This window comes from Corynebacterium hansenii (genome assembly GCF_030408795.1).
Lineage (GTDB): Bacteria > Actinomycetota > Actinomycetes > Mycobacteriales > Mycobacteriaceae > Corynebacterium > Corynebacterium hansenii.
Genome location: NZ_CP047211.1, coordinates 113,009 through 139,986, shown reverse-complemented (window position 1 = coordinate 139,986; position 26,978 = coordinate 113,009). Strand labels below are relative to the sequence as shown.

At 71.7% G+C, this 26,978-nt stretch carries 23 protein-coding genes; 8 read left to right on the top strand and 15 right to left on the bottom strand.

The genetic code is table 11. From position 1 onward, the window contains the following. Window positions 1-151: 151 nt before the first annotated feature. The 3 genes from CHAN_RS00565 to CHAN_RS00555 all read right to left on the bottom strand — a co-directional run bounded on the left by CHAN_RS00565 (window position 152) and on the right by CHAN_RS00555 (window position 3,560). Window positions 152-1,756 carry a glycoside hydrolase family 25 protein gene (locus CHAN_RS00565; protein ID WP_290290807.1) on the bottom strand — a complete coding sequence of 535 codons (1,605 nt, stop codon included), beginning with the start codon at window positions 1,754-1,756 and terminating at the stop codon, window positions 152-154. 113 nt (window positions 1,757-1,869) lie between these two features. After that, window positions 1,870-2,817, bottom strand: coding sequence for a PrsW family intramembrane metalloprotease (locus CHAN_RS00560; RefSeq protein WP_290290805.1), 948 nt, complete (start codon window positions 2,815-2,817; stop codon window positions 1,870-1,872). Beyond that, a complete protein-coding gene (locus CHAN_RS00555; protein WP_290290803.1) occupies window positions 2,814-3,560 on the bottom strand; it encodes a hypothetical protein in 747 nt (248 codons plus the stop codon). The genes CHAN_RS00560 and CHAN_RS00555 overlap by 4 nt, the downstream gene beginning before the upstream one ends. Before the next feature lie 122 nt (window positions 3,561-3,682). Here CHAN_RS00555 and CHAN_RS00550 point away from each other — a divergent pair, with 122 nt between their 5' ends. The 3 genes from CHAN_RS00550 to CHAN_RS00540 all read left to right on the top strand — a co-directional run bounded on the left by CHAN_RS00550 (window position 3,683) and on the right by CHAN_RS00540 (window position 8,582). Further along, window positions 3,683-5,713, top strand: a complete 2,031-nt coding sequence (locus CHAN_RS00550) for a M13 family metallopeptidase (protein ID WP_290290802.1) — start codon at window positions 3,683-3,685, stop codon at window positions 5,711-5,713. A 366-nt stretch (window positions 5,714-6,079) separates the two neighbouring features. After that, the gene (locus CHAN_RS00545; RefSeq protein ID WP_353959819.1) at window positions 6,080-7,027 is read left to right on the top strand and encodes a sugar-binding transcriptional regulator; all 948 of its coding nucleotides are present in this window, start codon (window positions 6,080-6,082) and stop codon (window positions 7,025-7,027) included. A 562-nt stretch (window positions 7,028-7,589) separates the two neighbouring features. Further along, window positions 7,590-8,582, top strand: coding sequence for a type IV toxin-antitoxin system AbiEi family antitoxin (locus tag CHAN_RS00540; protein WP_290290798.1), 993 nt, complete (start codon window positions 7,590-7,592; stop codon window positions 8,580-8,582). A 271-nt stretch (window positions 8,583-8,853) separates the two neighbouring features. Here the strand turns inward: CHAN_RS00540 and CHAN_RS00535 are convergent, their stop codons facing one another. Beyond that, window positions 8,854-10,068, bottom strand: coding sequence for a NupC/NupG family nucleoside CNT transporter (locus CHAN_RS00535; protein ID WP_048743220.1), 1,215 nt, complete (start codon window positions 10,066-10,068; stop codon window positions 8,854-8,856). A 78-nt stretch (window positions 10,069-10,146) separates the two neighbouring features. Next, window positions 10,147-10,608 carry a cytidine deaminase gene (locus tag CHAN_RS00530; RefSeq protein ID WP_048743218.1) on the bottom strand — a complete coding sequence of 154 codons (462 nt, stop codon included), beginning with the start codon at window positions 10,606-10,608 and terminating at the stop codon, window positions 10,147-10,149. Between the two features lie 283 nt (window positions 10,609-10,891). Between CHAN_RS00530 and CHAN_RS00525 the strand changes: the two genes are divergently transcribed. The 3 genes from CHAN_RS00525 to CHAN_RS00515 are packed head-to-tail and all read left to right on the top strand — an operon-like array spanning window position 10,892 to window position 14,739. Next, the gene (locus CHAN_RS00525) at window positions 10,892-12,178 is read left to right on the top strand and encodes a thymidine phosphorylase (protein ID WP_048743474.1); all 1,287 of its coding nucleotides are present in this window, start codon (window positions 10,892-10,894) and stop codon (window positions 12,176-12,178) included. A 60-nt stretch (window positions 12,179-12,238) separates the two neighbouring features. Then, a complete protein-coding gene (deoC, locus tag CHAN_RS00520; RefSeq protein WP_290290793.1) occupies window positions 12,239-12,889 on the top strand; it encodes a deoxyribose-phosphate aldolase in 651 nt (216 codons plus the stop codon). A 5-nt stretch (window positions 12,890-12,894) separates the two neighbouring features. Next, complete coding sequence (locus CHAN_RS00515; RefSeq protein WP_290290791.1) at window positions 12,895-14,739, top strand: phospho-sugar mutase; 1,845 nt, start codon at window positions 12,895-12,897, stop codon at window positions 14,737-14,739. A gap of 129 nt (window positions 14,740-14,868) precedes the next feature. On the opposite strand, the gene CHAN_RS00510 is transcribed toward CHAN_RS00515, so the two are convergent. From CHAN_RS00510 to CHAN_RS00495, 4 genes are all read right to left on the bottom strand, one after another. Further along, the gene (locus tag CHAN_RS00510) at window positions 14,869-15,534 is read right to left on the bottom strand and encodes a biliverdin-producing heme oxygenase (RefSeq protein WP_290290788.1); all 666 of its coding nucleotides are present in this window, start codon (window positions 15,532-15,534) and stop codon (window positions 14,869-14,871) included. Between the two features lie 74 nt (window positions 15,535-15,608). After that, a complete protein-coding gene (locus CHAN_RS00505) occupies window positions 15,609-16,442 on the bottom strand; it encodes an ABC transporter ATP-binding protein (RefSeq protein WP_290290786.1) in 834 nt (277 codons plus the stop codon). Next, entirely contained in the window at window positions 16,439-17,626 is a 1,188-nt protein-coding gene (locus tag CHAN_RS00500; RefSeq protein ID WP_290290784.1) for a FecCD family ABC transporter permease, read from the bottom strand. Before CHAN_RS00500 ends, CHAN_RS00505 begins: the two co-directional genes overlap by 4 nt. Beyond that, window positions 17,623-18,663 carry a heme/hemin ABC transporter substrate-binding protein gene (locus CHAN_RS00495; RefSeq protein ID WP_290290782.1) on the bottom strand — a complete coding sequence of 347 codons (1,041 nt, stop codon included), beginning with the start codon at window positions 18,661-18,663 and terminating at the stop codon, window positions 17,623-17,625. The genes CHAN_RS00500 and CHAN_RS00495 overlap by 4 nt, the downstream gene beginning before the upstream one ends. Before the next feature lie 288 nt (window positions 18,664-18,951). Here CHAN_RS00495 and CHAN_RS00490 point away from each other — a divergent pair, with 288 nt between their 5' ends. Next, window positions 18,952-19,629 (top strand): neocarzinostatin apoprotein domain-containing protein, encoded by a 678-nt coding sequence (locus tag CHAN_RS00490; protein ID WP_290290780.1) that lies wholly within the window; start codon window positions 18,952-18,954, stop codon window positions 19,627-19,629. 129 nt (window positions 19,630-19,758) lie between these two features. Then, on the top strand, window positions 19,759-21,105 hold the full coding sequence (locus tag CHAN_RS00485) for an isocitrate/isopropylmalate family dehydrogenase (RefSeq protein ID WP_290290778.1): 1,347 nt from the start codon (window positions 19,759-19,761) through the stop codon (window positions 21,103-21,105). 181 nt (window positions 21,106-21,286) lie between these two features. Here the strand turns inward: CHAN_RS00485 and CHAN_RS00480 are convergent, their stop codons facing one another. The 6 genes from CHAN_RS00480 to CHAN_RS00455 all read right to left on the bottom strand — a co-directional run bounded on the left by CHAN_RS00480 (window position 21,287) and on the right by CHAN_RS00455 (window position 26,956). Next, the gene (locus CHAN_RS00480; RefSeq protein ID WP_290290776.1) at window positions 21,287-22,174 is read right to left on the bottom strand and encodes a VOC family protein; all 888 of its coding nucleotides are present in this window, start codon (window positions 22,172-22,174) and stop codon (window positions 21,287-21,289) included. An 84-nt stretch (window positions 22,175-22,258) separates the two neighbouring features. Next, window positions 22,259-22,558 (bottom strand): RNA-binding S4 domain-containing protein, encoded by a 300-nt coding sequence (locus tag CHAN_RS00475; protein WP_048743208.1) that lies wholly within the window; start codon window positions 22,556-22,558, stop codon window positions 22,259-22,261. A gap of 51 nt (window positions 22,559-22,609) precedes the next feature. Beyond that, window positions 22,610-23,812 (bottom strand): acyl-CoA dehydrogenase family protein, encoded by a 1,203-nt coding sequence (locus CHAN_RS00470; RefSeq protein ID WP_290290771.1) that lies wholly within the window; start codon window positions 23,810-23,812, stop codon window positions 22,610-22,612. Beyond that, entirely contained in the window at window positions 23,809-25,050 is a 1,242-nt protein-coding gene (sfnG, locus tag CHAN_RS00465) for a dimethylsulfone monooxygenase SfnG (RefSeq protein ID WP_290290769.1), read from the bottom strand. The genes CHAN_RS00470 and sfnG overlap by 4 nt, the downstream gene beginning before the upstream one ends. Window positions 25,051-25,155: 105 nt before the next feature. Further along, window positions 25,156-25,545: a flavin reductase family protein gene (locus CHAN_RS00460; RefSeq protein ID WP_290293197.1), complete on the bottom strand. Its 390-nt coding sequence runs from the start codon at window positions 25,543-25,545 to the stop codon at window positions 25,156-25,158. Window positions 25,546-25,738: 193 nt separating this feature from the next. Then, window positions 25,739-26,956: an LLM class flavin-dependent oxidoreductase gene (locus CHAN_RS00455; RefSeq protein WP_290290766.1), complete on the bottom strand. Its 1,218-nt coding sequence runs from the start codon at window positions 26,954-26,956 to the stop codon at window positions 25,739-25,741. Window positions 26,957-26,978: the final 22 nt, after the last annotated feature.

Sequence of the window (26,978 nt, the reverse complement as noted above, 5' to 3'; positions counted from 1 at the left end):
GACGCGCCGGAAGCATGTGGCCGCGCGTGACCGGGGCCCCTTCCCCAGGGTCCCGATGTCGTGCGGTGTCTCGGTTTTCGTGCGGCGGTGGCGGGGACGCGGGCCGTCGTGAAGCAGCCCGCGCCGGCCGCACCGCCGGCGCGCCGTTCGCCTAGCGGGACGCGCCCGCCAGCAGCGCCACCACGTCGGAGTACGTGGCGAACAGCCGGACGTCGCTCGGCTTGGCGGGCGACTTCTTGCCGCCATCGGCGCCGCGCTCGGACTTGCCGGTGCCGCCGGTGGCCGCCTTGTCGCCGGCCTTGTCACCGTTGGCATCGCCGGTCTTGTTGCCCGTGCCGCCGGTGGTCGCATCGCCGGTCTCGTCGGCGGGCGGCGCGGTCTTGCCGATCTCCTCGAGCTGGCCCTCCGGGACGTTGCCCGAGTTGATGGCCTGCTCCAGGAAAGCGATGAGCGTGTCGATCTGGTCCTTGTCCAGGCCCGCGGCTTCGGCGGCCTCGCGGACCGCTGCGATGCTGTCGCTGAAGTCGGCGCCGTCGGAACCGCTCTTGATCGCGTCGATGATGGCGTCGATCAGCTCGGACGTGGCCAGCGGCGAATCGGGCGCGGTGGTCCCGTCGCCGCCGATGGTGCCGTCGCCGTTCTGGCCGCCGATCGTGCCGCCGGTCGCATCGTCACCGGTGGTCGCGCCGTCGTTGCCCGACTTACCGGTCTCTCCCGTCGCGCCCGTGCCGGACTCATCCTTCTTCGAGTCGCCGGTCGTGGCATCACCGGTCTTGTCGTCACCCGTCTTGGCGCCGTCGCCCTTGGCGGAGCCGGTGTCCAGGCTGCCGGCGCCCGGCGCGGCGCGGCCCGACGGCGGGGACACCGCGTCGGGGCCGACGCCGGTGTCGTCCTCGGCCTTGGCCCGGTCCGCGCCGGCGACCTCGGCGCCGGTCTTGCCGTCGTCCTTCTTCTTGCCGGCGGCGTCGCCGCGCGACAGGCCCTCCAGCTGGGACATCGAGCCGTTGTAGGTGTTCAGGTCCACGGGGGTCGGGATGCCCGGGATGGAGCCGGTGCTGGAGCGCTGCCAGAACGTCGCCTTGTCCCAGCCGCCGGGGATGTCCGTCGGCGGCTGGTCCTGGTAGGCCGCCAGCCACAGCGGGTAGCCGTTCAGGCCCTTGGTGTCGGCCATCTTGGAGACCCAGAACCAGCGGTAGGTGTAGATCATCGGCGTCTGGCCGGTCTGCAGCTCGACGCGCTTGAGGAAGGCGGACGCCCACTTCTCCAGCGCGGCCGGGGTCATGCCGGCGTCGAGTTCCAGGTCGAGGACGGGCGGCAGGGTGCGCGCGCCGGAGGGCTGCTGCTTGAGGGCGGCGGCGTAGGCGTCGGCCTGCACGATGGCGTCGCGGTCGGGGTGGGCCTTGTGGTAGCTGCCGATGATCAGGCCGGCCTCGTGGGCGGCCTTGGAGTCCTCGGCGAAGAAGGGGCTCAGGCCGTCCTTGCCGTCGGTGGCCTTGATGAAGGCGAACTTCTCGCCCGCGGCCGCGACCTTCTTCCAGTCGAGCTTCACGCCGCCGGGGCGCTGCCACTTGGAGACGTCGATGCCGGTCGGCGAGTTGGCGGTGAAGGCTTCGGCGGGCGCGGGCGACGCGAGGCCGAACGCCAGGGGCAGAGCGGCGGCGAGGGCGACGAGCGCGCCCGCGCGGCCGCGGCGAATCCCCGGCCGCCGCCGGGATTCCCGCCGGGACTTGGGGAAGGTCACGGTGCGGAGTTTCATGATTCGCAACTATAGGTCACTTTCAACCCTTGCGCCACACGATTCACTTTAGTCACACCAGTAACATGCCCCGCCGGGTATGCCACCTGCGGTTGATGCGCTCCCCTTCCGCTTTACGACGCCGGCGCCTCCCCCATCCGGTCATCCTCGACGGAGCGGCGCGCCATCCGCTTCGCCGCCCGCCAGCACACGACCACCACGGCCAACCACAGCGGCCACATCACGACGAAGGGCCACGCGCCCCACCCGGACGGCCAGGCGTAGTTCCACAGGAAATGCATGACGAACGCCGCAGCCGGACCGCCCAGGCCGACGAGGACGCGCATGGGCGTCGTCAAGCGGGGATGCAGCAACGCGAGCCCCACGCCGAAGCCCGCGACGCCCGAGAAGAACGCGTGCAGCCCGGGGCCCGCGACGGAGCGGACGAACCACATGAACAGCAGGCCGCCGACGTCCGAGTTGGCGTTTTCCAGCGCGCCGGCGGCACCGTACTGGACCGTTTCGATGAGCTCGAACCCGAGGCCCACGAAAATGCCCACCAGCAGCCCATCCCACGGGCGGTGCCACAGGCGCGGCAGGGCCAGCAGGATCAGGGCGACGCCCAGCGCTTTGCCGACCTCCTCCGGCCACGCGCCGGCCAGCGACATCGACGCGGCCTCCCACCCGATGGCCGTGGAGATGGTGGTCATGGCGCCGCCGGCGGCGATGACGAACACGAACGACGCCAGCGCTCCCCACGCCAGCGCCAGCAGCGGCCACCCGCCGGCCGGGCGCCAAAGGATGCTTCGAGACATCAGCCACCAGACCAGGCCGATCGCCGCCACCGACACCAGCGCGCCGAAGACCAGCGACATCGGCGTGACGCGGCCGAACACGAAGAGCGTGACCGCGTTGAGCGCCAGCCCCGCGGCGATGACGGGCACGAGCACCAGGAAAGCCCACGCGACCCCGCGGTCGCGGTTCGCGGCGGGGGCGGGTGCGGCGGGCGCGGGTGCGTAGGGTCCGGGCGCGGCGGAACCGTGCGAGCCGCCGCCCTCCCAGGAGTTGTGCGGCGAGGTCATCGTCCCCCTCCTCGGGTTGTTTCGGCGGGGCGGACGTCCGCGAGAATCGCCGTCATGGCCTGCTCGACCGCCGCCGCGTCGCCCGAGACGATGGCGACGAGGGCCTTGGCGCCCTTCGCGTCGTCCTTTTCGTCCTCGGCGGCATCTTTTTCGCCGGCCTTTTCGTTGGCCTTTTCGTTGGTGCGGCCATCGTCGCCAAGCACGATGATCCCGCGCATGACGCCGCCCTTGTCCTCCACGGGCGAGCCCGTCCACGCGATCATGCCGGGGGCGCGCGAAGCGACGGCGGGGCGCATGTCCGGGGCGGGCGCGTCGGCGAGGAGCTTGGCGCGGATGGCGCGGACGCCGTAGCGCGGCAGATCCTCGACATCGTCCGCGGACCGCGTCTCGATGGTCACGCCTCCGCACGTGAACTGCTGCGCCCCGATGGTCAGGGAGACTTCGCGGGTGCAGTCGGGGGCGCCGTCGGGGAGGTCGAAGGCGGCGGTGAAGGACGCGGGGGCGCCGCCGAGGGTGACGGTGCGGACGGTCTCGAGAACCTTCGCCCCCTCCCCCTTCGCCGACGACAGCCCCGCCGCGACGGCGATCGGCGCCACCGTCGCGGCGAGCCCGATCGCGCAGACCAAAGCGACCTTGCGGCCCGTGGATGACGGGTGGAATGCGCCCATCGATGGCGGCGGCGTCCCCGGAGTGCCGGGTGCGCCACGTTCGCCCGGCGCGGGGCTGTGCCGATTCTGGTTCATGGGCACATGATGCCACGCAACGGTGGAGGCGCCGCGTGTGATCGTGGGCCGCTCGAGCACCGGTTTTCCCGATCCGCGGGCGTTCGAACACCGAATCCGGGGCCGTCCCTACACTGGGCCGCATGACAGACGAGAACGCGACCGACGCCACCACCGCGACCACCGCGACGACCACCGTGCCCTCCCCCGCCGACGACCTGTACCGCCACGTCAACGGCGAATGGATCGACTCGCACGTCATCCCCGCCGACCGCGCCGTCGATGGCGCGTTCCACAAGTTGCGCGAGGAATCCGAGGAAGCCGTCCGCGCGATCGTCGAGGACGCGCCGGCGGATTCGCGCATCGGCGCACTCTACGGCGGCTTCATGGACGAGGCCGCGATCGAGGCCGCCGGCATCGACGCCCTGTCGCCCGACATCGCCGAACTCGACGTCGACGACCGCGACGATCTCGCCGAGGCGCTCGGCCGCCTCGACCGGCTCGGCGTGACCGGCCCGGCGGCGTTCTGGGTGGAGAAGGACTCGACGTCGGACGAGGCGATGCTCTACCTCATCCAGTCGGGGCTCGGCCTGCCGGACGAGGCCTATTACCGGGAAGAGTCCCACGCAGAAACCCTCGCCGCGTACCACGCGCACGTCGAGGCGATGCTGCAGCTGCTGGAGGACTCCACCGTCTCCGCCGGCGATTTCGAGGGCTTCGACGGCCTTGATTCCTTCCCCCTGCACGACCTGCCCGACGCCGCCCGCCGCATCGTCGACTTCGAGACGAAGCTCGCCGAAGGCCACTGGGACGTCGTCGCCAGCCGCGACGCCGTGCGCACCTACAACCTCACCGACATGACCGACCTGCCCGCCGGTTTCCCCTGGGCGCGATGGTTCGCGCAGATGGGCGTCGGCGCCGAAACCGGCGGCGAGGGCGCGAAGGGCGTGGACAGGATCGTCGTCATGCAGCCGTCCTACCTGGAGCACCTGGCGGGCCTGTGGCGCGACGCCGACCTGGAGGACCTGCGGCTGTGGGCCCTGTGGCGCGTGCTCAAGGCGCGTGCGCCGTACCTGGGGGCGGCGTTCGTGGAGCAGAACTTCGAGTTCCACGGCAAGACCCTGTCCGGCGCCGAGGAGCTGCGCGCCCGCTGGAAGCGCGGCGTCGGCCTGGTCGAGGGGGCGCTGGGCCAGGAGGTGGGCAAGGAGTACGTCGCCCGCCATTTCCCGCCGGAGCACAAGGAGCGGATGCTCGAGCTGGTCGACTACCTCATCGAGGCCTACCGCGAGCGCATCACCGACCTGCCGTGGATGACGCCCGCCACCCGCGAACGCGCGCTGGAGAAGCTCGGCCAGTTCAAGGCGAAGATCGGCTACCCCGACAAGTGGCGCAGCTACGAGGGCCTCGAGCTGACCGGCGCCCTGCTTGACGACGTCCGCCGCGCATCCGCCTTCGGCCACGACTACGAAGTGGCGAAACTGGGCAAGCCCGCCGACCGCGACGAGTGGTTCGCCACCCCGCAGACGGTCAACGCGTTCTACAACCCCGTGGTCAACGACATCACGTTCCCCGCGGCGATCCTGCAGCCGCCGTTCTTCGACCCCGACGCCGACGCCGCCGCGAACTTCGGCGCAATCGGCGCGGTCATCGGCCACGAGATCGGCCACGGCTTCGACGACCAGGGCTCGCAATACGACGGCCACGGCAACCTCAACCAGTGGTGGACCGACGCCGACCGCGCCGCATTCGAGGGGCTGACCGGCAAGCTCGTGGAGCAGTTCGACGGCCTCGTGCCCTCCGGCCTGCGCGAACGCGGCGAGACCGAGGTCGGAGTCAACGGAAAGTTCACCCTCGGCGAGAACATCGGCGACCTCGGCGGCCTGGGCATCGCCGTCGTGGCCTACCGCCGCTGGCTCGCCGACCAGGGGCGCGAAACGTCCGTGGAGAAGGACCCGGCCGCCTACCGCGGGCTGTTCCTGTCGTGGGCGCTGGTGTGGCGCACCGCCATCCGTCCCGAGATGAGCCGCCAGTACCTCGCCATCGACCCGCACTCCCCCGCGGAGTTCCGCTGCAACGTCATCGCCGCCGACATCGACGAGTTCCACGCCGCATTCGACGTCCGGCCCGGCGACGGGATGTGGCGCGACCCGGCCGATCGCGTGACCATCTGGTAGTCGCCGCGGGGCCCGGGGCGGCGTCGGCGGTGGTGCCCGAGGGGGCCCCATCGCACGGTGCCGACACCGTCCCCGCGAGGCCCGGCGTGACCGCTTTGCCGGGTGCCGACACCGTTCCCGCGAGGTCCGGCGTCGCCCCCGCAGCGGGGGTTGGGCGATGCCGGATCCCCTTCACCTCTGCTATCGGAACGCAGTGGCGAACGTTCGTTCTCCACCGTCCACCATCGCCCACGTAACGGGCGTTTTCCGAACCTCCCACCCGAGGGTTTACAATTGTTCTGAAGAACATGCCGACTCGGGCACCGGGCCGTCGCAAAGCAAGACGACCCCCCAACCGCACACCCGCGACACCGCCCGGGCCGGCCGATGGGAGGACCCGTGGACGCCCGCGACGTGCAGGCACTGGCGGCGGTCAAGCTGTACTACGGCGAAGGCCTCACGCAATCCAACGTGGCCAAGGAACTCGGGGTGTCGCGGCCGACCGTGTCGAAGCTGCTGACGCTCGGCCGCGAACGCGGCTACGTCACCATCACCATCCACGACCCCCGCGAAGAAGCATCCGAAGCCGGCGGGCGCCTGCGCGAAAAATACGGCCTCGCCGACGTCCGCCTGGCCCAGCCCGCGCGGCCCGGATCCGACGTGCTGCTGCGCGAACTCGGCCGGATCGGCGCCGAACTCCTGGACGAACTCGTCGGCGACGGCACCATGCTCGGCGTGTCCTGGGGGCGCACCATGTTCGCCGTGTCGCGCCAGCTGAAGCGCAAGGACGTCCAGGGCGTCGAGATCATCCAGCTCAAGGGCGGGATGAGCCACTCCGACAAGTCCACCAACGACATCCGCACCATCGGCGGTTTCTGCACCGCGTTCGGGGCGTTCGCGCGGACCCTGCCGCTGCCCGTGATCTTCGACTCCGTGGAAACCAAGCGCATCGTCGAGCAGGACCGGCACATCGCCCACATCCTGCAGCTGGGGCGGGAAGTGGACATCGCGGTGTTCACCGTCGGCGACATCGCGAGGGATTCGCTGGCCCTGAACCTGGGGCAGCTTTCCGACGACGAACGCGAGCGCCTGATCGAGCGCGCCGTCGGAGACGTGTGCTCCAGGTTCTACCGCGCCGACGGCGGGGTCGCGTTGCCCGAGGTGGATGCCCGCACCGTCGGCATCACCCTGGCGGATCTGCGGCGCGTGCCGACGCGGGTGCTGGTCGCCGGAGGATCCGACAAGGCCGCGGCGATCGAGACGGCGCTGCGGACGGGCATGGCCACGCACGTGGTGATCGACGAGGCCACCGCCGCGCGAGTGCTGGAGGTGTAGCGGCAGCGCGGGCCGGGCAGCTCCGGCGGTGCCGCGCCGCCCTGCCCTGCGCCTCCCCGGTTCCGTTCCGCCTCGCCCCCACCTCCGCCACACCGCTCCGCCCACCCCCCTTCCGCAGATGCGCCAGGTCCAGGCAAATGCGCCCGTTGCAACGGGCGTACCTGCATGTAACGGGCGCATCTGGGATGGGGCGCGTCGCTCCGGCCACACCGCACCACCCACACGGCCAATCTCCCGCAGCTCCACCCACCCCTTCCCCAAATGCGCCAGGTCCAGGCAAATGCGCCCGTTGCAACGGGCGTATCTGCATGTAACGGGCGCATCTGGGGTCGGGGCGTTGCTCAGGCTGGCTCCTCCCCGGCCCCCTCCGCCGGGGGTGCCCCGAAATCGGATGGAACCGTCTCGCCCCGGACCGCGTCCAACACAACGGGGCCGCTCACGGCCACGACGCGTTACACGCCGTTCGGGTTCAAGGCGCAACCTCAACCCTCGAACCCGACGATCCGGATTCGAGCGGCGGGGCGGGGAAACGTCGGCAAGCAAGCGAAAGCGGGGGAAAAACATGGGAATGATCGCCGAAATGGCGGTGGTGCATCATCCGTCGGGGCTGATCGTCGCGAAGCAACAGGGGCCGGGCGCCGACCGTACGATGCAGAAACTCGTCCGCGCCGGCGAGGTCGAGCGCATCGCCCGCGGGGTGTACGCGCCGAAGGGCGCGCGCAGCCGGGCGGAGATGTTCCGCCTCAAAGCCGCGGCGGTGGGCCTCACGCAAGCGAACGCGCTGGTCACCGGGCCGGGTGCCGCCGCGCTGCTCGGACTGTCGTACGTGTTCCCGCCGACGATGCGCATCGAGGTGCTCGTCCCCTACATGCGCGGCTCATCCACGCGCGGGGGCGTGCAGCGCCGCGGGCTCAGGGCCAGGGTTGCGTACGAGGAGAGATTCGGGATCCGCGTGACGACGCCCGCCCGCACCGCCATCGAATCGGCGCTCGTGCACGGGGTGCGCAGCGGTTTGGTGGTCGCCGAATCCGCGCTGTGGCATGGGCGGTGCACCGGTGAGGAACTGCGGGCGGAAGCGGCGGCGGCGAGGAACCGCAAGGGACGGGCGGCGGCAGTGGAGGTGGTCGAGCACGCCGGCGATGGGAGCCAAAGTCCCGGCGAGACGTTGACGGCGTGGTGCCTGCGGCGGGCGGGACTGCCGGCACCGCTGCAGCAGGTGGACATCTTCGACGCCGACGGCGTGCGGATCAGGACCGTCGACTTCTTCTTCCCGGAGTTGGGCCTGGTCATCGAATTCGACGGCGACGAGAAGACGTCCGGCAAGCACGGGGATCCCGTCGAGGTGGCGCGGGGGCAGCTCCGGGCGCACGACGCGTTGACCAACCTGGGGCTGCAGGTGATCCACCTCAAGTGGGCCGACGTGTTCTCCGGCCGGTGCGTGCATGATCTCGCCACGGTGGCGGCGCGGCGCAAGGGCAAGGGTCGGGAGTTCCGGGGCAGCTGGGCGATGGCCGACATGAGTTGGGCGAAGAATCGGGGCCCGGGCCAGAAGTAGACGCCCCAACGCAGATGCGGCGGGACGGGCGGCGGAGACGCGGGGCCGGCGGCGGCCGGCGGCGACGCGACAAGGTCTGACGCGAATTCGGCGCGGCCCCAACGCAGCTTCGGCCGGGCCGGCGGCGACGCGACAAGGTCTGACGCGAATTCGGCGCGGCCTCAACGAAGATACGCCAGCTCCGTGCAGATACACCCGTTGCAACGGGCGCATCTGCATGGAACTGGCGCATCTGGCCGATAGTGGCGCCGCCGCGGCGGCTGGAGCGCGGCTAGAGGGCGATCACACCCACGATCGCCGCGTTCAGCAGGTTGACGCACAGGCCGGCGAACAGGGCCAGCGGACCGTTCTTCGCCACTTCACCTCGCCGCTCCGGCACCAGCGCACCGATGGAGCCGATCTGGATGGCGATGGACGACAGGTTCGCGAAACCGGCCAGGGCGAACGTCGCGATCATCACCGACTTCGGCGTCAGCTCCTTGACGTGCTCGCCGAACGAGGTGTAGCCGACGAACTCGTTGAGGATCGTCTTCTGTCCGATGAAGTTACCCACGAGCCCGGCGTCGTCCCACGGCACGCCGATCAGCCACGCCACCGGCGCGAAGATGGCGCCGAACAGCCCCTCGAGGGACCAGTTCTCCTGGCCGAACCAGCCGCCGATGCCGCCGAGGATCGCGGACAGCATGGCGATGGTCGCGATGAACGCGATGAGCAGGCAGCCGACGATGACGGCGATGCGGCCGCCGTTCATGGCGCCGGCGCCGAGTGCGTCGATGACGTTCTTCGACTCGGTGTCGCGGACGTCGCGGACGGAGGCGTCGAGGTTGGATTCCTCGGTCTCGGGCCAGAAGGCCTTGGCCACCATCAGGGAGCCGGGGGCGTTCATGATCGACGCGGCAAGCAGGTACTCCAGCGGCGCGCCGAGCAGGGAGTAGCCGATCAGGGTGGAGCCGGCGACGGACGCGAATCCGCCGGTCATGCAGGTGAACAGCTCCGATTTGGTCAGCTTGGGCAGGTAGGGCTTGATCACCAGCGGTGCCTCGGACTGGCCGAGGAAGATGACGGTCGCCGCCCACACGGATTCGACTTTCGACGTGCCGAGGATGAACTTCAGCCCCGTGCCGACGAAGTCGACGAAGTACTGCACGACCCGCAGGTAGTACAGGGCGCCGAGGATCGCGCCGAGGAAGATGATCACGGGCAGCACGTTGAGGGCGAATACGAACCCGGTCTTGTCGCCGAACAGGTCGCCGAAGACGAAGGCCGTGCCCTTGCCGGTGAAGTCGATGAGTTTCTCGATGAAGTGGGCGGTGCTCTTGAGCGCCTGGAAGCCCGGCTGCCACTTGAGCACCACGAGCGCGAAGATGATCTGCAGCGCGAGGCCGACGCCGAGGGTGCGCCAGTTGATGGCTCTGCGGTTCTTCGAGATCGCGATGGCGACGCCGAAAATCAGGAGGATGCCGAGAAGGCCCTGTAGCCGTTCCATTTTCTCGTCCGTTCTTTCAATTTTCTCTGGTCTTGAGTTGTCGTCCCGGGTCGCGCCGGCGCGGGGGCCCGGCGGGCGTCACTTCAGGTCGTCGGGCCCGAACGCGTACGGGAGGATGTCGGCGAAGTCGATGGAGATGGGTTCGCCGAGCTTGACGACGCCCGCGTCGCCGCCGTCCGCCCCGCCCTTGGGTGCCACGCCCCCGGGTCGGGGGCCTTCGACGATGACGCGTTCGCAGCCGAACTCGTTGAGCACCTGCCGGCAGGCGCCGCAGGGGTGGCACGGTGCGGCGTCGCGGCCGACGATGGCGCAGGCGACGATGTGGTTGGACGGGCCGTGCTCGGCGACCATGCGGAACACGGCGGTGCGTTCTCCGCAGTTGGTCAGCCCGTAGGAGGCGTTTTCCACGTTGCATCCGGTCACCACGGTGCCGTCGTCAAGCAAAAGCGCCGCCCCCACCGGGAACCCGGAGTAGGCGACGTAGGAGTTGGCGGTGGCGGCGTGGGCGCGTTCCAGCAGTTCGGCGTCGGTGATGGACATGACTGCCTCGATCCTTTCGGGGGAAGCCTTGCGGCGTTCGGACGCTCGCCATTCGGTGCGTGCCGGCCGTCCGGGCCCGGCACCGACCACTTTACGTGACCCGCACCACTTTAGAACCATTGGAAAACGCCCTATTGACATTTGTTCTAACGCTCACGATAATCGAACCCGAACAAGTCCACAAGACCAAAATTCCGGGCACCCGCGAACGGTGCGCGACCGCCACGATCCGGCCGCCGACCACGCCGCGAACGCCCGGGCGAGCTTCGGAGGAGCGAAGACGATGGCGGAAAAGTTCGACGTGGTAGACGTGATCAAGGTCAAGCGCGACGGGGGTGTGCTGCCGGATGACCAGATCGACTGGGTCGTCGACGCCTACACCCGCGGCGTCGTCGCCGACGAGCAGATGGCGGCGCTGGCCATGGCGATCTTCATCAACGGCATGGAGCGCGCGGAGATCGCCCGCTGGACGAACGCCATGATCCGCTCCGGCGAGACCATGGACTTCTCGTCGCTGGGCAAGCCCACCGCGGACAAGCACTCGACCGGCGGCGTCGGAGACAAGATCACGCTGCCGCTGGCGCCGCTGGTGGCCAGCTACGGCGTCGCCGTGCCGCAGCTGTCCGGCCGCGGCCTGGGCCACACCGGCGGCACCCTGGACAAGCTGGAGGCCATCCCCGGCTGGCGCGCGGACCTGACCAACGACGAACTGATGAACATCCTGCGCGACCCCGGCTGCGTCATCTGCGCCGCGGGGTCGGGCCTGGCGCCGGCGGACAAGAAGCTCTACGCGCTGCGCGACATCACGTCGACGGTGGACTGCATCCCGCTGATCGCCAGCTCGATCATGAGCAAGAAGATCGCCGAGGGCACCGACTCGCTGGTGCTCGACGTCAAGGTGGGGTCGGGCGCGTTCATGAAGGACGAGGGCATGGCCCGCGACCTGGCCCGCACGATGGTGGACCTGGGCAAGGACGCCGGCGTCGACACCGTGGCGCTGCTCACCGACATGTCGGTGCCGCTGGGCCGGTGCATCGGCAATGCGCTGGAGGTCCGCGAGTCCGTCGAGGTCCTCGCCGGCGGCGGCCCGGATGACCTGGTCGAGCTGACGCTGGCGCTGGCCCGGGAGATGCTGACGGCCGCGGGCCAGCCGGATGCGGACGTGGAAAAGGCGCTTGCCGACGGTCGCGCGATGGACACCTGGAACGCCATGATCCGCGCCCAGGGCGGCGACCCGGAGGCGCCGCTGCCGACGGCCCGCCACACGCACGACGTGGTGGCCGACAACGATGGCGTGGTCACCCGCCTGGATGCGCTGGCGCTCGGCGTCGGCTCGTGGCGCCTGGGCGCCGGCCGCGCCCGCAAGGAGGATCCGGTGCAGGCCGGCGCCGGCATCGAGCTGCACGTCGACCTCGGCGAGACCGTGACCAAGGGCCAGAAGCTGTTCACCCTGCACACCGACGACGAGGAGCGCTTCGACCGCGCCCTCGAGTCCGCCCTGCCGGGCGTGGCCGTCGAGGCCGGCGGGACCGCGCCCGAGCGGAAGGTCATCATCGACCGGATTTCCTGAGAAACCAACGCACCACCAGACTCGCGCGGCCCGGCCGCGCGCACCCGAAAGGACTTTTCCATGACTTCCCGCTCCGACGTCGCCCGCATGATCGACCACACCCTGCTCAAGCCCGAGGCCACCCCCGACCAGGTCAAGGCCCTCGTCGACGAGGCCGCCGAGCTCGGCTGCTTCTCCGTCTGCGTCTCCCCGAACCAGCTGCCCGTGTCCACCCCGGAGGGCGTCGCGGTGGCGACGGTCGTCGGTTTCCCGTCGGGCGCCCACAAGCCCGAGATCAAGGCCGCCGAAGCCGCCCGCGCGGTGGAGGACGGCGCGGACGAGGTGGACATGGTCATCAACCTGTCCAAGGCCGCGACCGGCGACTGGGACGCCGTCGAGGCGGACATCCGCGCGGTGCGCGAGGCGATCCCGAACGCGCTGCTGAAGGTGATCATCGAGTCGGCCGTCCTCGACGACGACGCGATCGTCGCCGCGTGCCGCGCTTCCGAGGCCGCGGGCGCGGACTTCGTGAAGACCTCCACCGGTTTCCACCCGGCCGGCGGCGCCTCGGCGCACGCCGTGAAGATCATGCGCGACACCGTCGGCGATCGCCTGGGCGTGAAGGCCTCGGGCGGCATCCGCGACGCCGCGGCCGCCGAGGAGATGATCGCCGCCGGCGCCTCCCGGTTGGGCCTGTCCAGCTCCAGCGCCGTGCTCGAGGGTCTGGAGTAGGCGCGATGACGGACTCCACCGCGAACAACGCCCCCGAGACCGACGCCACTGCCGCTGCCGCTGCCGCCGAGACGGCCACGGACCCCGCCGTCCTCGCCGCCGCCCGCGAGTGGCTGGAGCATGACCCGGACGACGCCACCCGGGACGAACTGTCGACGCTGATCGAGCGCGCCGAATCCGGCGCCGACGATTCCGGCGCCGCGGCGGCCGACCTGGCCGAACGCTTCTCCGGCCCGCTGACCTTCGGCACCGCCGGCCTGCGCGGCGAAGTCGGCGCCGGCGAATCCCGCATGAACCGCGCCACCGTCATCCGCGCGACGGCGGGCCTGTGCGCCCACCTGCGCGACATCGTCGGCGAGGACTTCACCGTCGTCGTCGGCTGCGACGCCCGCCACGGCTCGTCGGACTTCCACCGCGACGCCGCGGCCGTCATCGCCGCCGCCGGGGGCCGGGCCCTCGCTCTGCCGCCGCAGCTGCCCACTCCCCTGACCGCCTTCGCGGTGCGCCATCTCGACGCCGACGCCGGCGTCATGGTCACCGCCAGCCACAATCCCCCGCGGGACAACGGCTACAAGGTCTACCTGGGCGGACGCGCGGTCGAGGGCGACGAGCGCCGCGGCGTGCAGATCATCGCGCCGCACGATTCCGCCATCGCCGGGCACATCGCCGCCGCCCCGCCGGCCGACGAGGTCCCGCGCGACGAGGACCGCGTCGAGCACCTCGGCTCCTCGCTCGTCGACGACTACGTCGCCCGCGCCACGTCGCTGGCGAACTCGCCGGCGGATGCTCGTGCGGCGGTCAGCATCGTCGTCACGCCCATGCACGGAGTCGGCGGCGAGACCATCACCCGCGTGCTGCGCGAGGCCGGGTTCGCGAATGTCGCGGTCGTCGAGGAGCAGTTCGCGCCGGACCCGGATTTCCCGACCGTCGCCTTCCCCAACCCCGAGGAGGACGGCGCGCTGGATCTGGCGTTCGCCCTCGCCCGCGAGCGCGGGGCCGACGCGATCATCGCGGCCGACCCCGACGCCGACCGCTGCTCGGTGGCCATCCCCGACGCCGCCGCCGACGGTGGCTGGCGGCAGCTGTCCGGCGACGAGATCGGCGCCCTGCTGGGCGAGATGATCGCCGCGCAGGTGGAGGCGGAGCACGGCTCCGGCGCTGGTGCAGCAGGTGCCGACGCCGCCGACGGATCGAAGCCCGCCCTGGCGAACTCGATCGTGTCGTCCCGGCTCAACGCGCGCATCGCCGCCGCCCACGGCCTGGCCCACGCGACGACGCTGACCGGGTTCAAGTGGATCGCCGGCACGCCCGGCATGGTGTTCGGCTACGAGGAGGCCATCGGCTACTGCACCGACCCGACCCGCGTGCGCGACAAGGACGGCGTCACCGCAGCGGTGCGCGTGGCCGATCTGGTCGCGTCGCTCAAGGCCGCCGGCCGCGGCCCCGCCGATCTGCTCGACGATCTCGCCCGCGCGCACGGCCTGCACAAGACCGCGCCGCTGACGTTCCGGGTGGAAGACACCTCGCTCATCGCGGAGGGCATGGCCCGGCTGCGCGCGAACCCGCCGGCGACGCTGGCCGGTTCGAAGGTCACCGCCGTCCACGATCTTTCCGACGGCTGGGAGGGCCTGCCGCCCACCGACGGGCTGATGCTGCTCACCGAGGACGACGACCGCGTCATCGCGCGCCCGTCCGGCACCGAGCCGAAGCTGAAGTGCTACCTCGAGGTGATCGTGCCGGTCGGCGCCGCAGATGGCTCCGACCCGGCCACCGCGCCCGTGCCCCACGACGAGGCCGCGGCCCGGCTGCGCACCATCGCCGACGAATTGTCGGAGGTCCTGGGGATGTAGTTCCCGGCGGCAACACCGCGGAAACCCCGCGCCGGTTCATTCCGGCGCGGGGTTCGCGCATTGGATGCCACGCACTGGCGCGCACCCCGCGTCTATTTCAGCCGACGTCGATCTCAGCCCACGTCAATCTCACCCCACGATGGTCGGCCGGTGGCGCGCTCCGAGTTCGCGGAAGACCGCGGTGTTCATGCGGAAGGCCAGGACGGCTTCCGCGAGGACCCGGTCCCTCACGTCGCCGTGCAGGTCGAGGCCATCGAGCCGACGGCGGTAATCGTCGCGGTAGGGCTTGATCTTGCCCAGGTCGGCGAAGTCGTAGAACCGCGCGCCGGCGCCGTCGATGCCGTAGTGGTCGCGGAGCCTGCGGGCGATGATCTGCCCGCCGGACAGGTCGCCGAGGTAGCGCACGTAGTGGTGCGCGACCAGCGCCGGCGCGTTGCGGGCGCGGCCGAGCTCGGTCAACCGGTTGACGTAGGCGACGGTGGCCGGCAGCGCCTCGATCGTCGCCCGCCAGCGCGGCCCGACGAGGAATTCGAGGTCCTCTTCGAGCGCTTCGTGGCGCTCCAGCCGGGCGTCGCGGATCGCGGCGCCTTCGGGGGTGCCGTCGATGTCGCGGACGGCCGCTTCCAGCGCCCCGTATATGAACCACAGCTGTTCGGCGAGGTCCGCGGCGGCGCTGACGTGCAGCTCCCCGGTGAGCAGGGAGCTCATGAAGCCGGAGTTTTCGGCGTCGTCGTGGGCGGCGGCGGTGGCCTCCCGCAGTCGGGTGGTCAGTCGGTCGGTGGTCGTCCGGAGCATGTCGCCCCTCCTTGGTGGTTGTCGCTGGTGGTTGTCGCTGGTGATGTTCGTTTTCTCGCTTTCGCCTTTTCGCTTCACGACGCCGCCGTGGCGCACCTCCCCCGCACGGGGACGATGACGGGGTTGCCGCCGGAGTCGGCGAGCACTTCGACGTCGAGGCCCCACACCCGGCCGATGAGTTCGGCGGTCAGCGTGTCCGCAGGAGCCCCGGCGGCGACGACGCGCCCGTGGTCGAGGACGATGACGTCGTCGGCGTGGGCGGCGGCCGCCGCGAGGTCGTGCATGACCACGACGACGGTGGCTCCCTCGCGGGCGCGCCCGGCGATGAGCCGCAGCATCGCCTCCGCGTGGCGGAGGTCGAGGGCGGCGGTGGGTTCGTCGAGAAGCAGCGCGGGAGTGTCCTGCATGAGCACCCGGGCGCAGTGCACGCGGGCGAGTTCGCCGCCGGACAGCACGGTGACGGGGCGGTCGAGCAGATGCGCGACGTCGCATTCGGCGATGACGCGGCGGCGCAGTCCGGGGTCGGGTTCACCCCATGGCGCGCGGCCGAATTCGATGACCTCGCCGGCGGTGAACGGCACCGTGGCGGGATGGGATTGCGGCAGCACCGCGCGGAGCCGGGCGCGGTCGCGGATCGGGGTGCGGCTCAGGTCCACGCCGTCGAGCACGACGCTCCCGGAGTCGATCGCACCGTCGCCGGACAGCGCCCCGAGCAGCGTCGATTTGCCCGCGCCATTCGGCCCGACCAGTGCCGTTACGCGGCCGGGGGCGGCGTGGACGGTGACGTCGTCAAGCAGCACGCGCCCGGACCGCCGGACCGTGACGGACCGCGCCGCCAGCCCGGCGCCCCGCGTCGGGCGGGGCACGGCCGGGGCGGGCAGGATGTCGCGGAGGTCGGGGGCCCTCATCGCCGCACCGCCCGTCCGCCGCGCACCAGCAGCCAGAAGAACAGGGGCCCGCCGACGAGGGAGGTCAGCATGCCCAGCGGCAGGTCCGCGCCGGTGACGAGGGTGCGCGCGGCGAGGTCGGCGAGCGTGGCCACCAGCGCGCCGCCCAGCAGCGACGCCGGCAGCAGCGCCGAATGCCCGGGTCCGAGGATCAGCCGCAGCGCGTGCGGCACGACCAGCCCGATGAAGACGATGATGCCGGAAAACGCCACGCCCACCGCGACGACCAGCGCCGTCAGCGCGATGACGGTGCGGCGGAGCTTGACGACGTCCACGCCCAGGTGACCGGCCTGCGCCTGCCCCAAACCGAGCAGGTCCAGGCGCCGGGCGAGCGCCCACATCACGCCGGCGGCGGGGGCGGTGACGGCGGCGGCGATGGCGGCGGAGGTCCAGTCGCCGCCGGCGAAGCTGCCCATCTGCCAGAAGACGATGCGGTCGCGGGCGGCGGGTTCGGCGATGAACGTCAGCCCGGAAACGAGGCCGCCGCACACGGCGTTGACCGCCACGCCGACGAGGATGATGCGGGCGACGTCGCGCCCGCCGCGTGCGGTGGCCGCGACGACGGCGGTGGCGAGCGCGCCGCCCGCGAAGGCCCCGGCGGCGATGGCCCAGTCGGCCGCGGCGGCGCCAAGGGCGGCGGGCAGGGCGGCGCCCCCGGCGACGGTCACCGCGGCGGCGCCGACGGCCGCCCCGGAGGACACGCCCACCAGGCCCGGTTCGGCCAGCGGATTGCCGAACACCGCCTGGAGGGCAACGCCCGCGACCGCCAGCCCCGCACCGACGATGAGGGCGAGCGCGATGCGCGGCAGGCGGACCTGCCACATGACCACGTCGGCATCCCCGCCGGCGCCGACGATCGACCGCAGCGAGTCGAGCGCGCCGGTGCCGTATTGGCCGATCGTCGCCGACCACAGCACCGCAGCGACCAGCGCCGCCGCCAGGACGGCATGGACGATCACCGCCTTTCGGCGCCGCGCGCGGGCGGCCGCGTCGACGTGGTCCGGGGCGTGGTTCTCGGGAGCGGCGGGCCCGTCGGCGGCGGGGCGTCGTGAAGCGGGGGCGGGGGCCGGCGCGGAGCCGGACGCGGGAGCGGTCGCGGATTCGGGAGCCGAACCCGTCGCGGAGGCGGGCAGCACCACGGTCATCGCTTCTCCTTCCCGTAGAGGGCGTCGGCCATCGCCGCGATCACGCGCGGGGTGTCGGGGCCGAAGGACAGCAGCTGCGAATCGGGGACGTCGAGGACGCTGCCGTTGGCGCCGGCGGGCGTCTGCGCCATGCCGGGCAGCGAGTTCAGGCCGGCGGGGCCGCCGATCGACTCGAGGCCGCCGCTCATGACGATCACCGTGTCCGGCGCCGCCTTGACCAGCGCTTCCGGCGTCAGCGGCGTGAAGGAGGAGTCCAGGCCCAGGCCCGCCGCGGCATCCGTGCCGCCGAGCCGCCCGATCAGCGACGAGGCTCCGGAGTCGGGGCCCGCGATCATCGCGACGGAGGTGCCGCGCAGGTAGAGGACCATCATGCGGCGGCCGTCGGCGCGGGCGCGGGCGTCGCGGGTGGCGTCGTCGAGCTTTGCGACGATCGCCGCGCCGACGTCGTCGCCGTGCTTTTTCAGGCCCAGCGTCGTGGCCACCTGCGCCGCCATCGTCGCGATGGTGTCCGGCGTCCGCTCGTCGGGGATGCGGACGACGGCGATGCCGGCGGCGGCGACGGTGTCCAGCACCCGCGACGGGCCGATCGAGCCGTCGGTGAGGATGACGTCGGGGCGCAACTTCAGGATCGACTCCGCGTTGATGGTGTGGCCGCCCGGCGTGACCTGCGGGAGGTCGGCGACGCCGGGGAAGTCGGTGGCCGAGTCGCGGCCGACCAGGCGCTCGCCGAGGCCCAGCGCCCACACCATCCGCGACAGCGCGCCGGCGCGATCGAGCGTGAGGATGCGGTCGGCCGCCGTCACCTCGACGGGCGTGCCGTCCCACGTGACGGTGACCGGCAGCTGCGGCTCGGGGGCGTCGACGAGGACTTCCGGCGCGGCCGGCGGCAGCGTGGCCGAGACGTGGCCGGCGGGCGCTCCGGCGGATGCGCCGGCGGCCGGGCCCGGGGCGGCGCAGCCGAAGAGGCCGGCGATGAGCACCAGGCACACCAGTGCGGCGGCGACGACGCCGTGGCGCCTGGTCAGGGACGTCGGCATGTGGCTCCTGTTCCATGTCGGCGAAAGCGGGTCAGGCGAAGGGCGGCGGTGGGGCGGGCGGTGGCTATCGCGGGGACGACGGCCGACGCGTGGGCGACGGCCGAAGTGTCGCGGCCGAAGTGTCGCGCTTGGTGCGTGTCGGCCGATGTGTGGCGGCCGGTGTGTCCCGGTCGGCACCGCCGCACACGCACTGCACCACACCGCGTCAGCCATGCGCCCAGCCTCACCTTAGTTAGGCTTGCCTTGCCGGTTGATGTTAGCATGAGCCGCACCTGAGCCGGCAATGAGATGCCGGCCGAAACCATCGCCGACACCGGGGTCGCCGCGACGCGCCCCGGGCACGCCATCGAGGAGCATCCGATGAAGCACATCGCCGCCACCGCCACGCCCGCACGCCACACCGCCCGGGTCCGCCGCGCCATCTTCGCGGCCCCGGCCCTCGCCGCCGTGGCGTTGCTGGCCGCCTGCTCCGGCGGAAACGGGGACGCCGGCGCCGACGCCACGGGCACCGCCGCAGACGACGCGACCTCCGCCGCCTCCGGGGCGCCCGCCGCCGAGACCACGGAGGCCCGGCCCTCCACCGCCGAGGCCGAGGGCAACGGCGTCACCGCGAAGGTCTCGCCGGCCGAGGACATCGCCGACGGCGCGACGGTCACCATCACGCTGACCGGCCTCGACCCGAACTACGGCGGCTACTACGTGGGCTTCTGCGGCGGGCGCGCCGAGGGTTCGCCCGCCCCTGCCTGCACCGGCGATCGCACCGCGCCGGGCACGCAGGCGTGGCTGTCCAACCGCGGCGGCACGCAGCCGGTGCCGGAGAACGGCGAAGCCTCCATCAGCTTGACCGCCAAGGCCGTCGGCGACGGCGTCGATTGCCGCACCGACACGTGCACCCTCAAGGTGTTCGGCGACCACTCCGAGGGATTCGAGGACGTCGTCGACGTCCCGGTGACCTTCGCGAAGTAGCGGTCGGTCGTCCCAGGCGCCGCACACCGGCACCGCACACCGGCGCCGCCCGCCAATCGCCGGCACCGTCGGCAGCCGGAGTCATCGGCCGCCCGGACCGTCGCAGCGGTCGCTCCTATGCTCGGGGCCATGAGCCCCGACGACGACCGCCGCACCGCCGACTCCCCCGCGCCCGAGCACGCACCCGGGCCGAATCACCGCATCGTGCTGCTGCCGGGCGACGGCATCGGCCCCGAGATCGTCGACGCCAGTCGGCCCGCGCTTTCGGCGGCGTTCCCCACCTGGGAATTCGCCGACGCCGAAATCGGGTGGCGGTGCTGGTGCGAGGGCGGTGACCCGGTGCCGGCGGAAACGTGGCGCGCGCTCGAGTCGGCCGACGCGGCGCTGATGGCGGCCATCACCTCCAAGCCCGCCCGCGAAGCCGACGCCGAACTCGCCGCCCACCTCCGCGGCACCGGGCTGACCTACCGCTCCCCCGTGCTGCAGCTGCGCAGCCGTCTGGACCTCTTCGCCAACGTCCGGCCGGTAGAGGACCTGCTCGCGGACTCGCCCCGCTTCCGCTTCACCGTCGTCCGCGAAAACACCGAGGGCCTCTACTCCCACGACTTCTCCATGCGCGACGCCGACGCTCCCGCCGCCGACGGTCCCGGTGCGCACCCGACGGGCCGGCCTGCGGCGGGGATCTGGGACGTCGTCAAGCGGGACCCGACGGTCTCCCGCTCCACGCCCGCCGACACCGCCGTCGCCCTCCGCGTGACCACCGGTTTCGCTTGGCGACGGCTGCTGCGCACCGCCGCGGCGCTCACCGGGCGAGCGGCCGCCCCGGCGCTGCGGCGCGTGACCGTGGCCGACAAGCCGAACATCCTGCGCGAATCCGGGGCCATTATCCGCGACGCCGTCGACGAGGTCGCAGGCGAATTCCCGGGCGTCGAGTTCGAGATCGCCAACGCCGACGCCGTGGCCATGCGGATGGTCACCGCGCCGGAGAGCTTCGACGTCATCGCCGCCGAGAACTTGCTCGGAGACATGCTTTCCGACCTCGGCGCCGGCCTGATGGGCGGCCTCGGGCTGCCGTCGTCGGGCAACATCGGCGCGGATCACGCCGTTTTCGAGCCCGTGCACGGGTCGGCTCCCGACATCGCCGGGCGCGGCGTGGCCAACCCCGCGGCGTTCCTGCTGTCCGCCGCGATGTGCGCCGAGCACCTGGCGGGCGCGGGAGACGGGGGTGATGCTGCGAGCGCCGGTGGTGCGACGGGGGCCGGTAGTGCTGCGAGTGACCTGGCGGGAGCCGGTGGCGAGGGTGATGCGGCGGGCACGGGCGGCGAGGCGGGTGACCTGGGCGAACGAGGGCGCCGACTGCGCCGCGCGGTCATCGCCGTTCTGCGCGAGCATCCGACGCCCGACCTCGGCGGGGACAACACCACTGCGGGGTTCGCGGACGAGGTGGCGGCGCGGTTGGCGTCGTCAAGCATCTGAAGCAGCCGCCCCAACGGCAGACCCACCCCGAATGCGCAGACCCACCCGTTGCAGGGGGTGGGTCTGCGCATTCGGGGTGGGTCTACGGGGCTCCCACGGGTAACCGGGCGGAACCGGCGCCCATTGGGGGTGGGTTAAGCGGCGAAAGAAGCGCGCCGCCGCCAACACTGCCCGTACCGACCTACTGGAACTGGCTGAGGTCGATGTTCTGCAGCGGATCCGACTCGCGCACGTCCTCCTCCGGAGGCAGCGGCACCTCGCACAGCACGGTCGTCGCGCCGGCGGGATCGGCGATGGTCGCCAGCGGGCCGAACTCGGTGTCCTGCACGGGCACGACCACCTCGCCGCCCAGCTCCTGGGTGCGCATGACCGCCTGGCCGATGTTCTCCACGCCCAGGTACGCGAGCCACCCGGTGAAGGCGCCCTCCTGGTCGGGGCCGGCGACCTGGGGCCCTGCGACGAGGCCGGCGAAGGGCGCGCCGCCCTCCATCGCCACGGCGTACACGCCCTGCTCGGTGCGGGCGCGCACGGCGATCTCCCAGCCGAAAAGCTCGTGGTAGAAGGCGACGACGTCGTCGAAACGGTCGCCGTCGCCGGCGATCAGCTCGAACCACACGGGCGCGCCGGGCTCGCCGGCGGCGACGAACGCCTGCTCGCCGGGCTGCTGCAGCAGGCCGACCATCGCGCCGGTCGGGTCGACGATCACGGCCATCGCGCCGCCATCGACGAGCTCCACCGGCTCGAGGGCGACGTCCGCGCCAAGGCCGCGGGCCTTCTCCACCACCGTCGCGGCATCGTCGACGTGGAAGTTCACCCGCCACTGGTCGGCGGTGGCGGAAGGAGCGTCGGAGGCTGCGGCACCGCCCCCGTCCCCCGCATCGGCGTCGGCCCCGAAGAGCACCGACACCGGCATGCCCATGAGCTTGGCGACGCGCCGGCCGCCGCCCTCACCCGCCGCCCGGAACTCCCAGCCCATCAGCTCACGGTAGAAACGCTCCGACTTGCGCGGCGCGCTGGACACGAGGTCGACGCGAACGGGCATTCCGAATTCGGCGGGGAAAGCGGGCATTGGTTCCTCCACGGGTACTGCTCGTAATTGCGCGGGGTTCGCGCACGCCGGGCAATGCTACCGGAGGGGTCGCGGGGCCCCGGCCTAGAACTGGACGTTGCGCCACTTCTCGGGGTCGAAGTCGTCGTCGGCGGTGGCCTCGTCGAAGTAGTCGTCGTCGATGTCCTCGGGGCGGGCGACGCGGGCCGAGCCACCGGCGACGGTGACCACGTCACCGGGGCGCAGCTGGCGTCCGCGGCGGGTGTCGACCTCACCGTTGACCTGCACCTGCCCCTCGGCGATGACCTCCTTGGCCAGGCCGCCGGTTTCCACGAGGTTCGCCAGCTTCAGGAACTGGCCCAGACGGATGGACTCGTCGCGGATGGCGACGTCATAAGGCTCCATGTCCCCAGCATGGCACACGCTCCGGACCACGGCCCCGCCGGAAACATCGGGTCAGGAGAACACGCCGGGCGCGGGCACCGTGCCGTCGAGAAGCCAATCGCCGATGAGCGTGGCTTTCCTGCGAACGGGGTCGTGGAGCGTGTGCGTCCGGGCATCGCGCCAACGCCGGTCGGACCCGCCGGTCGCGGTCGCGGACCGGGAGCCGAGCAATTCCAGCAGGCCAGATGACGTTTCCAGCGCCGCCCGCGCCGCGATGTCGCGCGCCGCGGCGACGGAGGTGGCGGCGGAGACCGTGAGATCCGTGTCGGCCGCACCGGTGACGTGTCGCCCGTCCACATCCGCCGCCGCTTGCCGCACCGCCGCTTGCGCCGCAAACGAGGCGATGGCGAACTCACCCAGTCGGTGCGGCAAGGTCGGATCGTGCGGGGCCCCGCCGTCGCGGGCGGCGGTGAGGCATGCGGTGGCTTCGTCGACCGCTCCGCGGGCGATGCCGGCGTCGATCGCCGCGTGCAATAGCTGCGCGTGGGCGCCGTACCCCGTTGCGCGGTCCGCGATCGGCGCCCTGGAGATGATGTCGTCAGGTTCGACTACGGCACCGTCGAATCGGATGGTCCCCGACGCCGTCAACCGCTGCCCCAGCCCATCCCAATCGTCGACGATGGTGACGCCCGGCGCGGCGGCCGCGAGCAACGCGACGTGGACGCCGGGCGAAAACCCCTGCCCCCGTGCGCTTTCCGGGATGGACGCGGTCACCGCCAAATGCGAGGCGTAGATCGATCCGGTGCAGAAGTGCTTCTCGCCTTCGAGGCGCCATCGGCCATCAGAACCCGGCGCCAACGTCACCGTGGGCGGCGCATCGGGCGGCGAACCCCTTTCCGCCTGCGCATTGGCCAGGAAGGCCCCGGCGGCGACGCGGCTCCCCCACTTTCGCCACTGCTCCGCGGAACCCGCGAGTCGGATGAGCCGGAGAAACGCGAAGTGGCTTTGGGGAATCTGCCCCAGCGACCCGTCGATCGCCGAAAGATCCATGATCAGCTCCGCGACCTCGGAGGCTCCCGCGCCACCGCCCCCGTCTCGTGCGTCGATGGAGAGGGCCAGCCACCCTGAGGCGCGCAGCCGTGCGATGGCCCCCCTTGGGTCGGTGGCGAAGTCGCCGGCGACATCGGCGACGGTGCCGGAAGGGACGGTGGCGGTCGGGGAAGTCCTCGCTGCGGCGGTGAGGGTGTTCCCGGCGAGGGAGACGGCGGCGCTCATCCCGCCACCGGCGCAGGCGTCTCGTCACGCTGGCCGCTCGCCTGCTCGATCGGCTCGGGGGACTGGACGGCTCCGGACGCCTCCAACTCCCTGACCAGTGGAATGACGTCACGGCCGAAACGGTCGAGTTCCTCTTCGACGTGGAGGAACCCGAGCAAGATCAGGTCCACCCCGAGGCGGCGCAGCTCCACGATCCGGCGCGCGACCCGTTCCGGCGTCCCGATGAGCCCGGTCTTGAATCCGTCGTTGTACTGCACGAGGTCGTCGAAGGACGAGTTCGCCCACATCCCCCGGCCATCCGGTGCGGCGGCTCCCGCCTGGCGCACGGCGGCGGCGAAAGCCTCCACCGCCCGCCGATCGGCTCCGGCGACGATGTCGGACAGTTGGCGCCGCGCCTCTTCCTCCGTGTCGCGGACGATGGCGAAGCCGTTGACGCCGACGCGCACCCGTCGCCCGGCGCGGGCGGCATGGCCGCGGACCTCGCGGATCTGGCGCGACAACTCCGCGTCGGTGGCACCGTTGGTGAGGTACCAATCGGCATGGCGGCCGGCATTGGCCTGGGCCGCTCCGGAAGCGCCGCCGGCGAACAGCGTCGGCGGGGTCGACGGGCGCGGAGTCAGCGAATAGTCCCGGATCCGATAGAAGTCCCCAGCGAATTCCGTGCCTCCGCCACCCGGCTCCCCGTGGGTCAGCCGACGCAGCACCTGCAGGAACTCCGCCGAGCGCCGATAACGTTCGTCGTGTTCCAGCCACGGCTCGCCGAGCGCGCGGAATTCGTCGCGAAGCCACCCGGACACGATGTTCAGGGCGAAACGCCCGCCGTGAATCTCCTGCGCGGTGGCCGCGAGATTGGCGAGCACACCGGGCTGCCACAGCCCCGGATGCACCGCGGCGATGACGTTGAGCCTCTCCGTCGCCTCGAGCAGGGCGAGGGAAAAGGACACGGATTCGTGTTGGTTCGCGGCGGAATAGCTGCCCAAGTAGCGCACCTGGGTCAGGGCGTGGCCGAAGCCGCGCTCTTCCGCGAGTTTGGCCACGCGACGGTTGTAGTCGATGCCCCAGTCGGTGCGCTGCGACACGGATGAGGTCACCAGGCCGCCGGAGACGTTCGGCACCCAGTAGCCGAACTCGGTCGGTTGATGGGACTCGTTCGGTTCGGTGGTTGCGGTTGGTGCGGTGGTTGCGTTTCGTGCGGTGGATTCGGTGGTTCCGGTGATTCCCGGGTTTTCGGCGGTCATGGCGTGTCCTCGATTTCTTGGGAGAAGGTTCGGTGATCGGCGGGTTGGACGGTCAGTGGGGTTCGGCGGTCGGCGGGTTCGGGTGCTCGCCGGCGGCGTCGGCGGTCACGCCGCAAGCGACTTGAGCTCGGAGCCGTGGAAGACCAGCGGCGGGCGTCCTTCGGCGGCGGTGGCGCCGCGCAGCTCGAGCATCACGACGAGGTGATCACCGTGGGTGACCTGTCCGGCTATCACGGCGGTGAAGTGTGCGGTGGCTCCGTCTATGAGCACCGCATCGCCGACCGCATGGTGGCGGACGTCCGCGAATCGTTCGCCCGTCTTCGAGGACAACCTGCCGACATGGGCGGGTTGATCTTCGGCGAGCACCGACACCCCGAGGAGGCCGGAGCGCCGCAGCCTCCGCCAGGTCCGGGAGGAATCCTGGATGCAGATGCTCGCCAACGGCGGTTCCAGGCTCACCCCGGTGAAGGAGGCGACGACCATCCCATCGGGCAGGCCGTCGACCAGGCCGCCACGGCGACGATGGAAGTGGGCACGTGCGCGAGCAGCCGTCGCAAAGCCAACGGATCTTCGATCGGCGCCGGGCCGGCAAGAGCACTCGTAGCAGCAGGAGCACCCGGCGCGACGGGGACGGAAGCGGAGGGCGGGGAGAATACGGGCGAGGCGGTGACGGAAGCGCCGGCGGGGGTCATGCGGTCTCCTTCAGGAACGGGACGGGGGAATCGTGGAGGGCGCCGTCGGCGGCACCGCAACGCCCGGTGGCGCCGATGCCGCGGCGGTTCAGCGCAGCGACGAGGCCTTCGCCGACGTGATACGCCTCCTCCAGGTGCGGGTACCCGGAGAGGATGAAGTGCCGCATGCCCAGGTCGCGGTATTCGGCGATGCGCTCGGCGACTTCGTCGTGGCTGCCGACCAATGCGGTGCCGGCGCCGCCGCGGACGAGCCCGACCCCCGCCCACAGGTTGGGGGCGACTTCGAGGGACCGGGGATCTGCCGTGGGGTCGAAACCCGCGCCCCGGCCGTGGAGCTCGGCCATCCGGCGCTGTCCCTCGGATTGGGACCGGGCCAGGCCCTCCTGAACCCGGCGGACCTCCCGGGGATCGAGTCCGCGCTGCAGGCGGGCGGCTTCGGCCCAGGCTTCCTCGGAAGTATCACGGGTGATCACGTGCAGGCGGATGCCGTGATCGACGGTTCGCCCGGCCCGGGCCGCCGCGGCGTCGACCCGCGCCTTCTTCTCCGCGACCGCCCGGGCGGGCTCACCCCAGGTGAGATAAACGTCGATGGCGCTTCCGGCGACGGCCAATGCCGGGTCGGAGGAGCCGCCGAAGAACACGGGCGGGGCGGCGGCGGGGGGATTGGCCAGGGCGGCGCCCTCGACGTGGACGTGATCGCCGTGGAAATCGACGGCTTCGCCTGCCCAGAGGCGGCGGATCACGGCCAGTTCCTCGCCCGCGCGCGCATATCGCGCGGCTTTGTCCAGATGGTCGCCGAAGGAGCGCTGCTCGTGGTCTTCGCCGCCGACGACGACGTTGACCAGAACGCGCCCGCCGGACAGGTCGGCGAGCGTCGCCGCCTGCTGCGCGGCGAGCGTCGGCGAGGCCAGGCCGGGCCGCAGGGCGACCAGGAATTTGAGGCGTTCCGTGGCGGCGGCCAGCGTCGACGCGATGACCCACGCGTCGGCGCACCACGCGCCGGTGGGGATGAGCACCGACTCGAAGCCGTTCGTTTCCGCGGCCAACGCCAACTGCGTGAGATAGCGCAGGTCCGCTTTCCGGTTGCCGACGTGATTTCCGGCGCCATGGCCGCCCGCGGTGATTCCGCGGGAGTCGCCGTAAGTCGGCAGGAACCAATGCAGGGTCACATCGTGGTCGGGGGACGTTGATTGGAGGTGTGTTTTCTCGGACATGGCGTCGAGTAGACCACCCGGT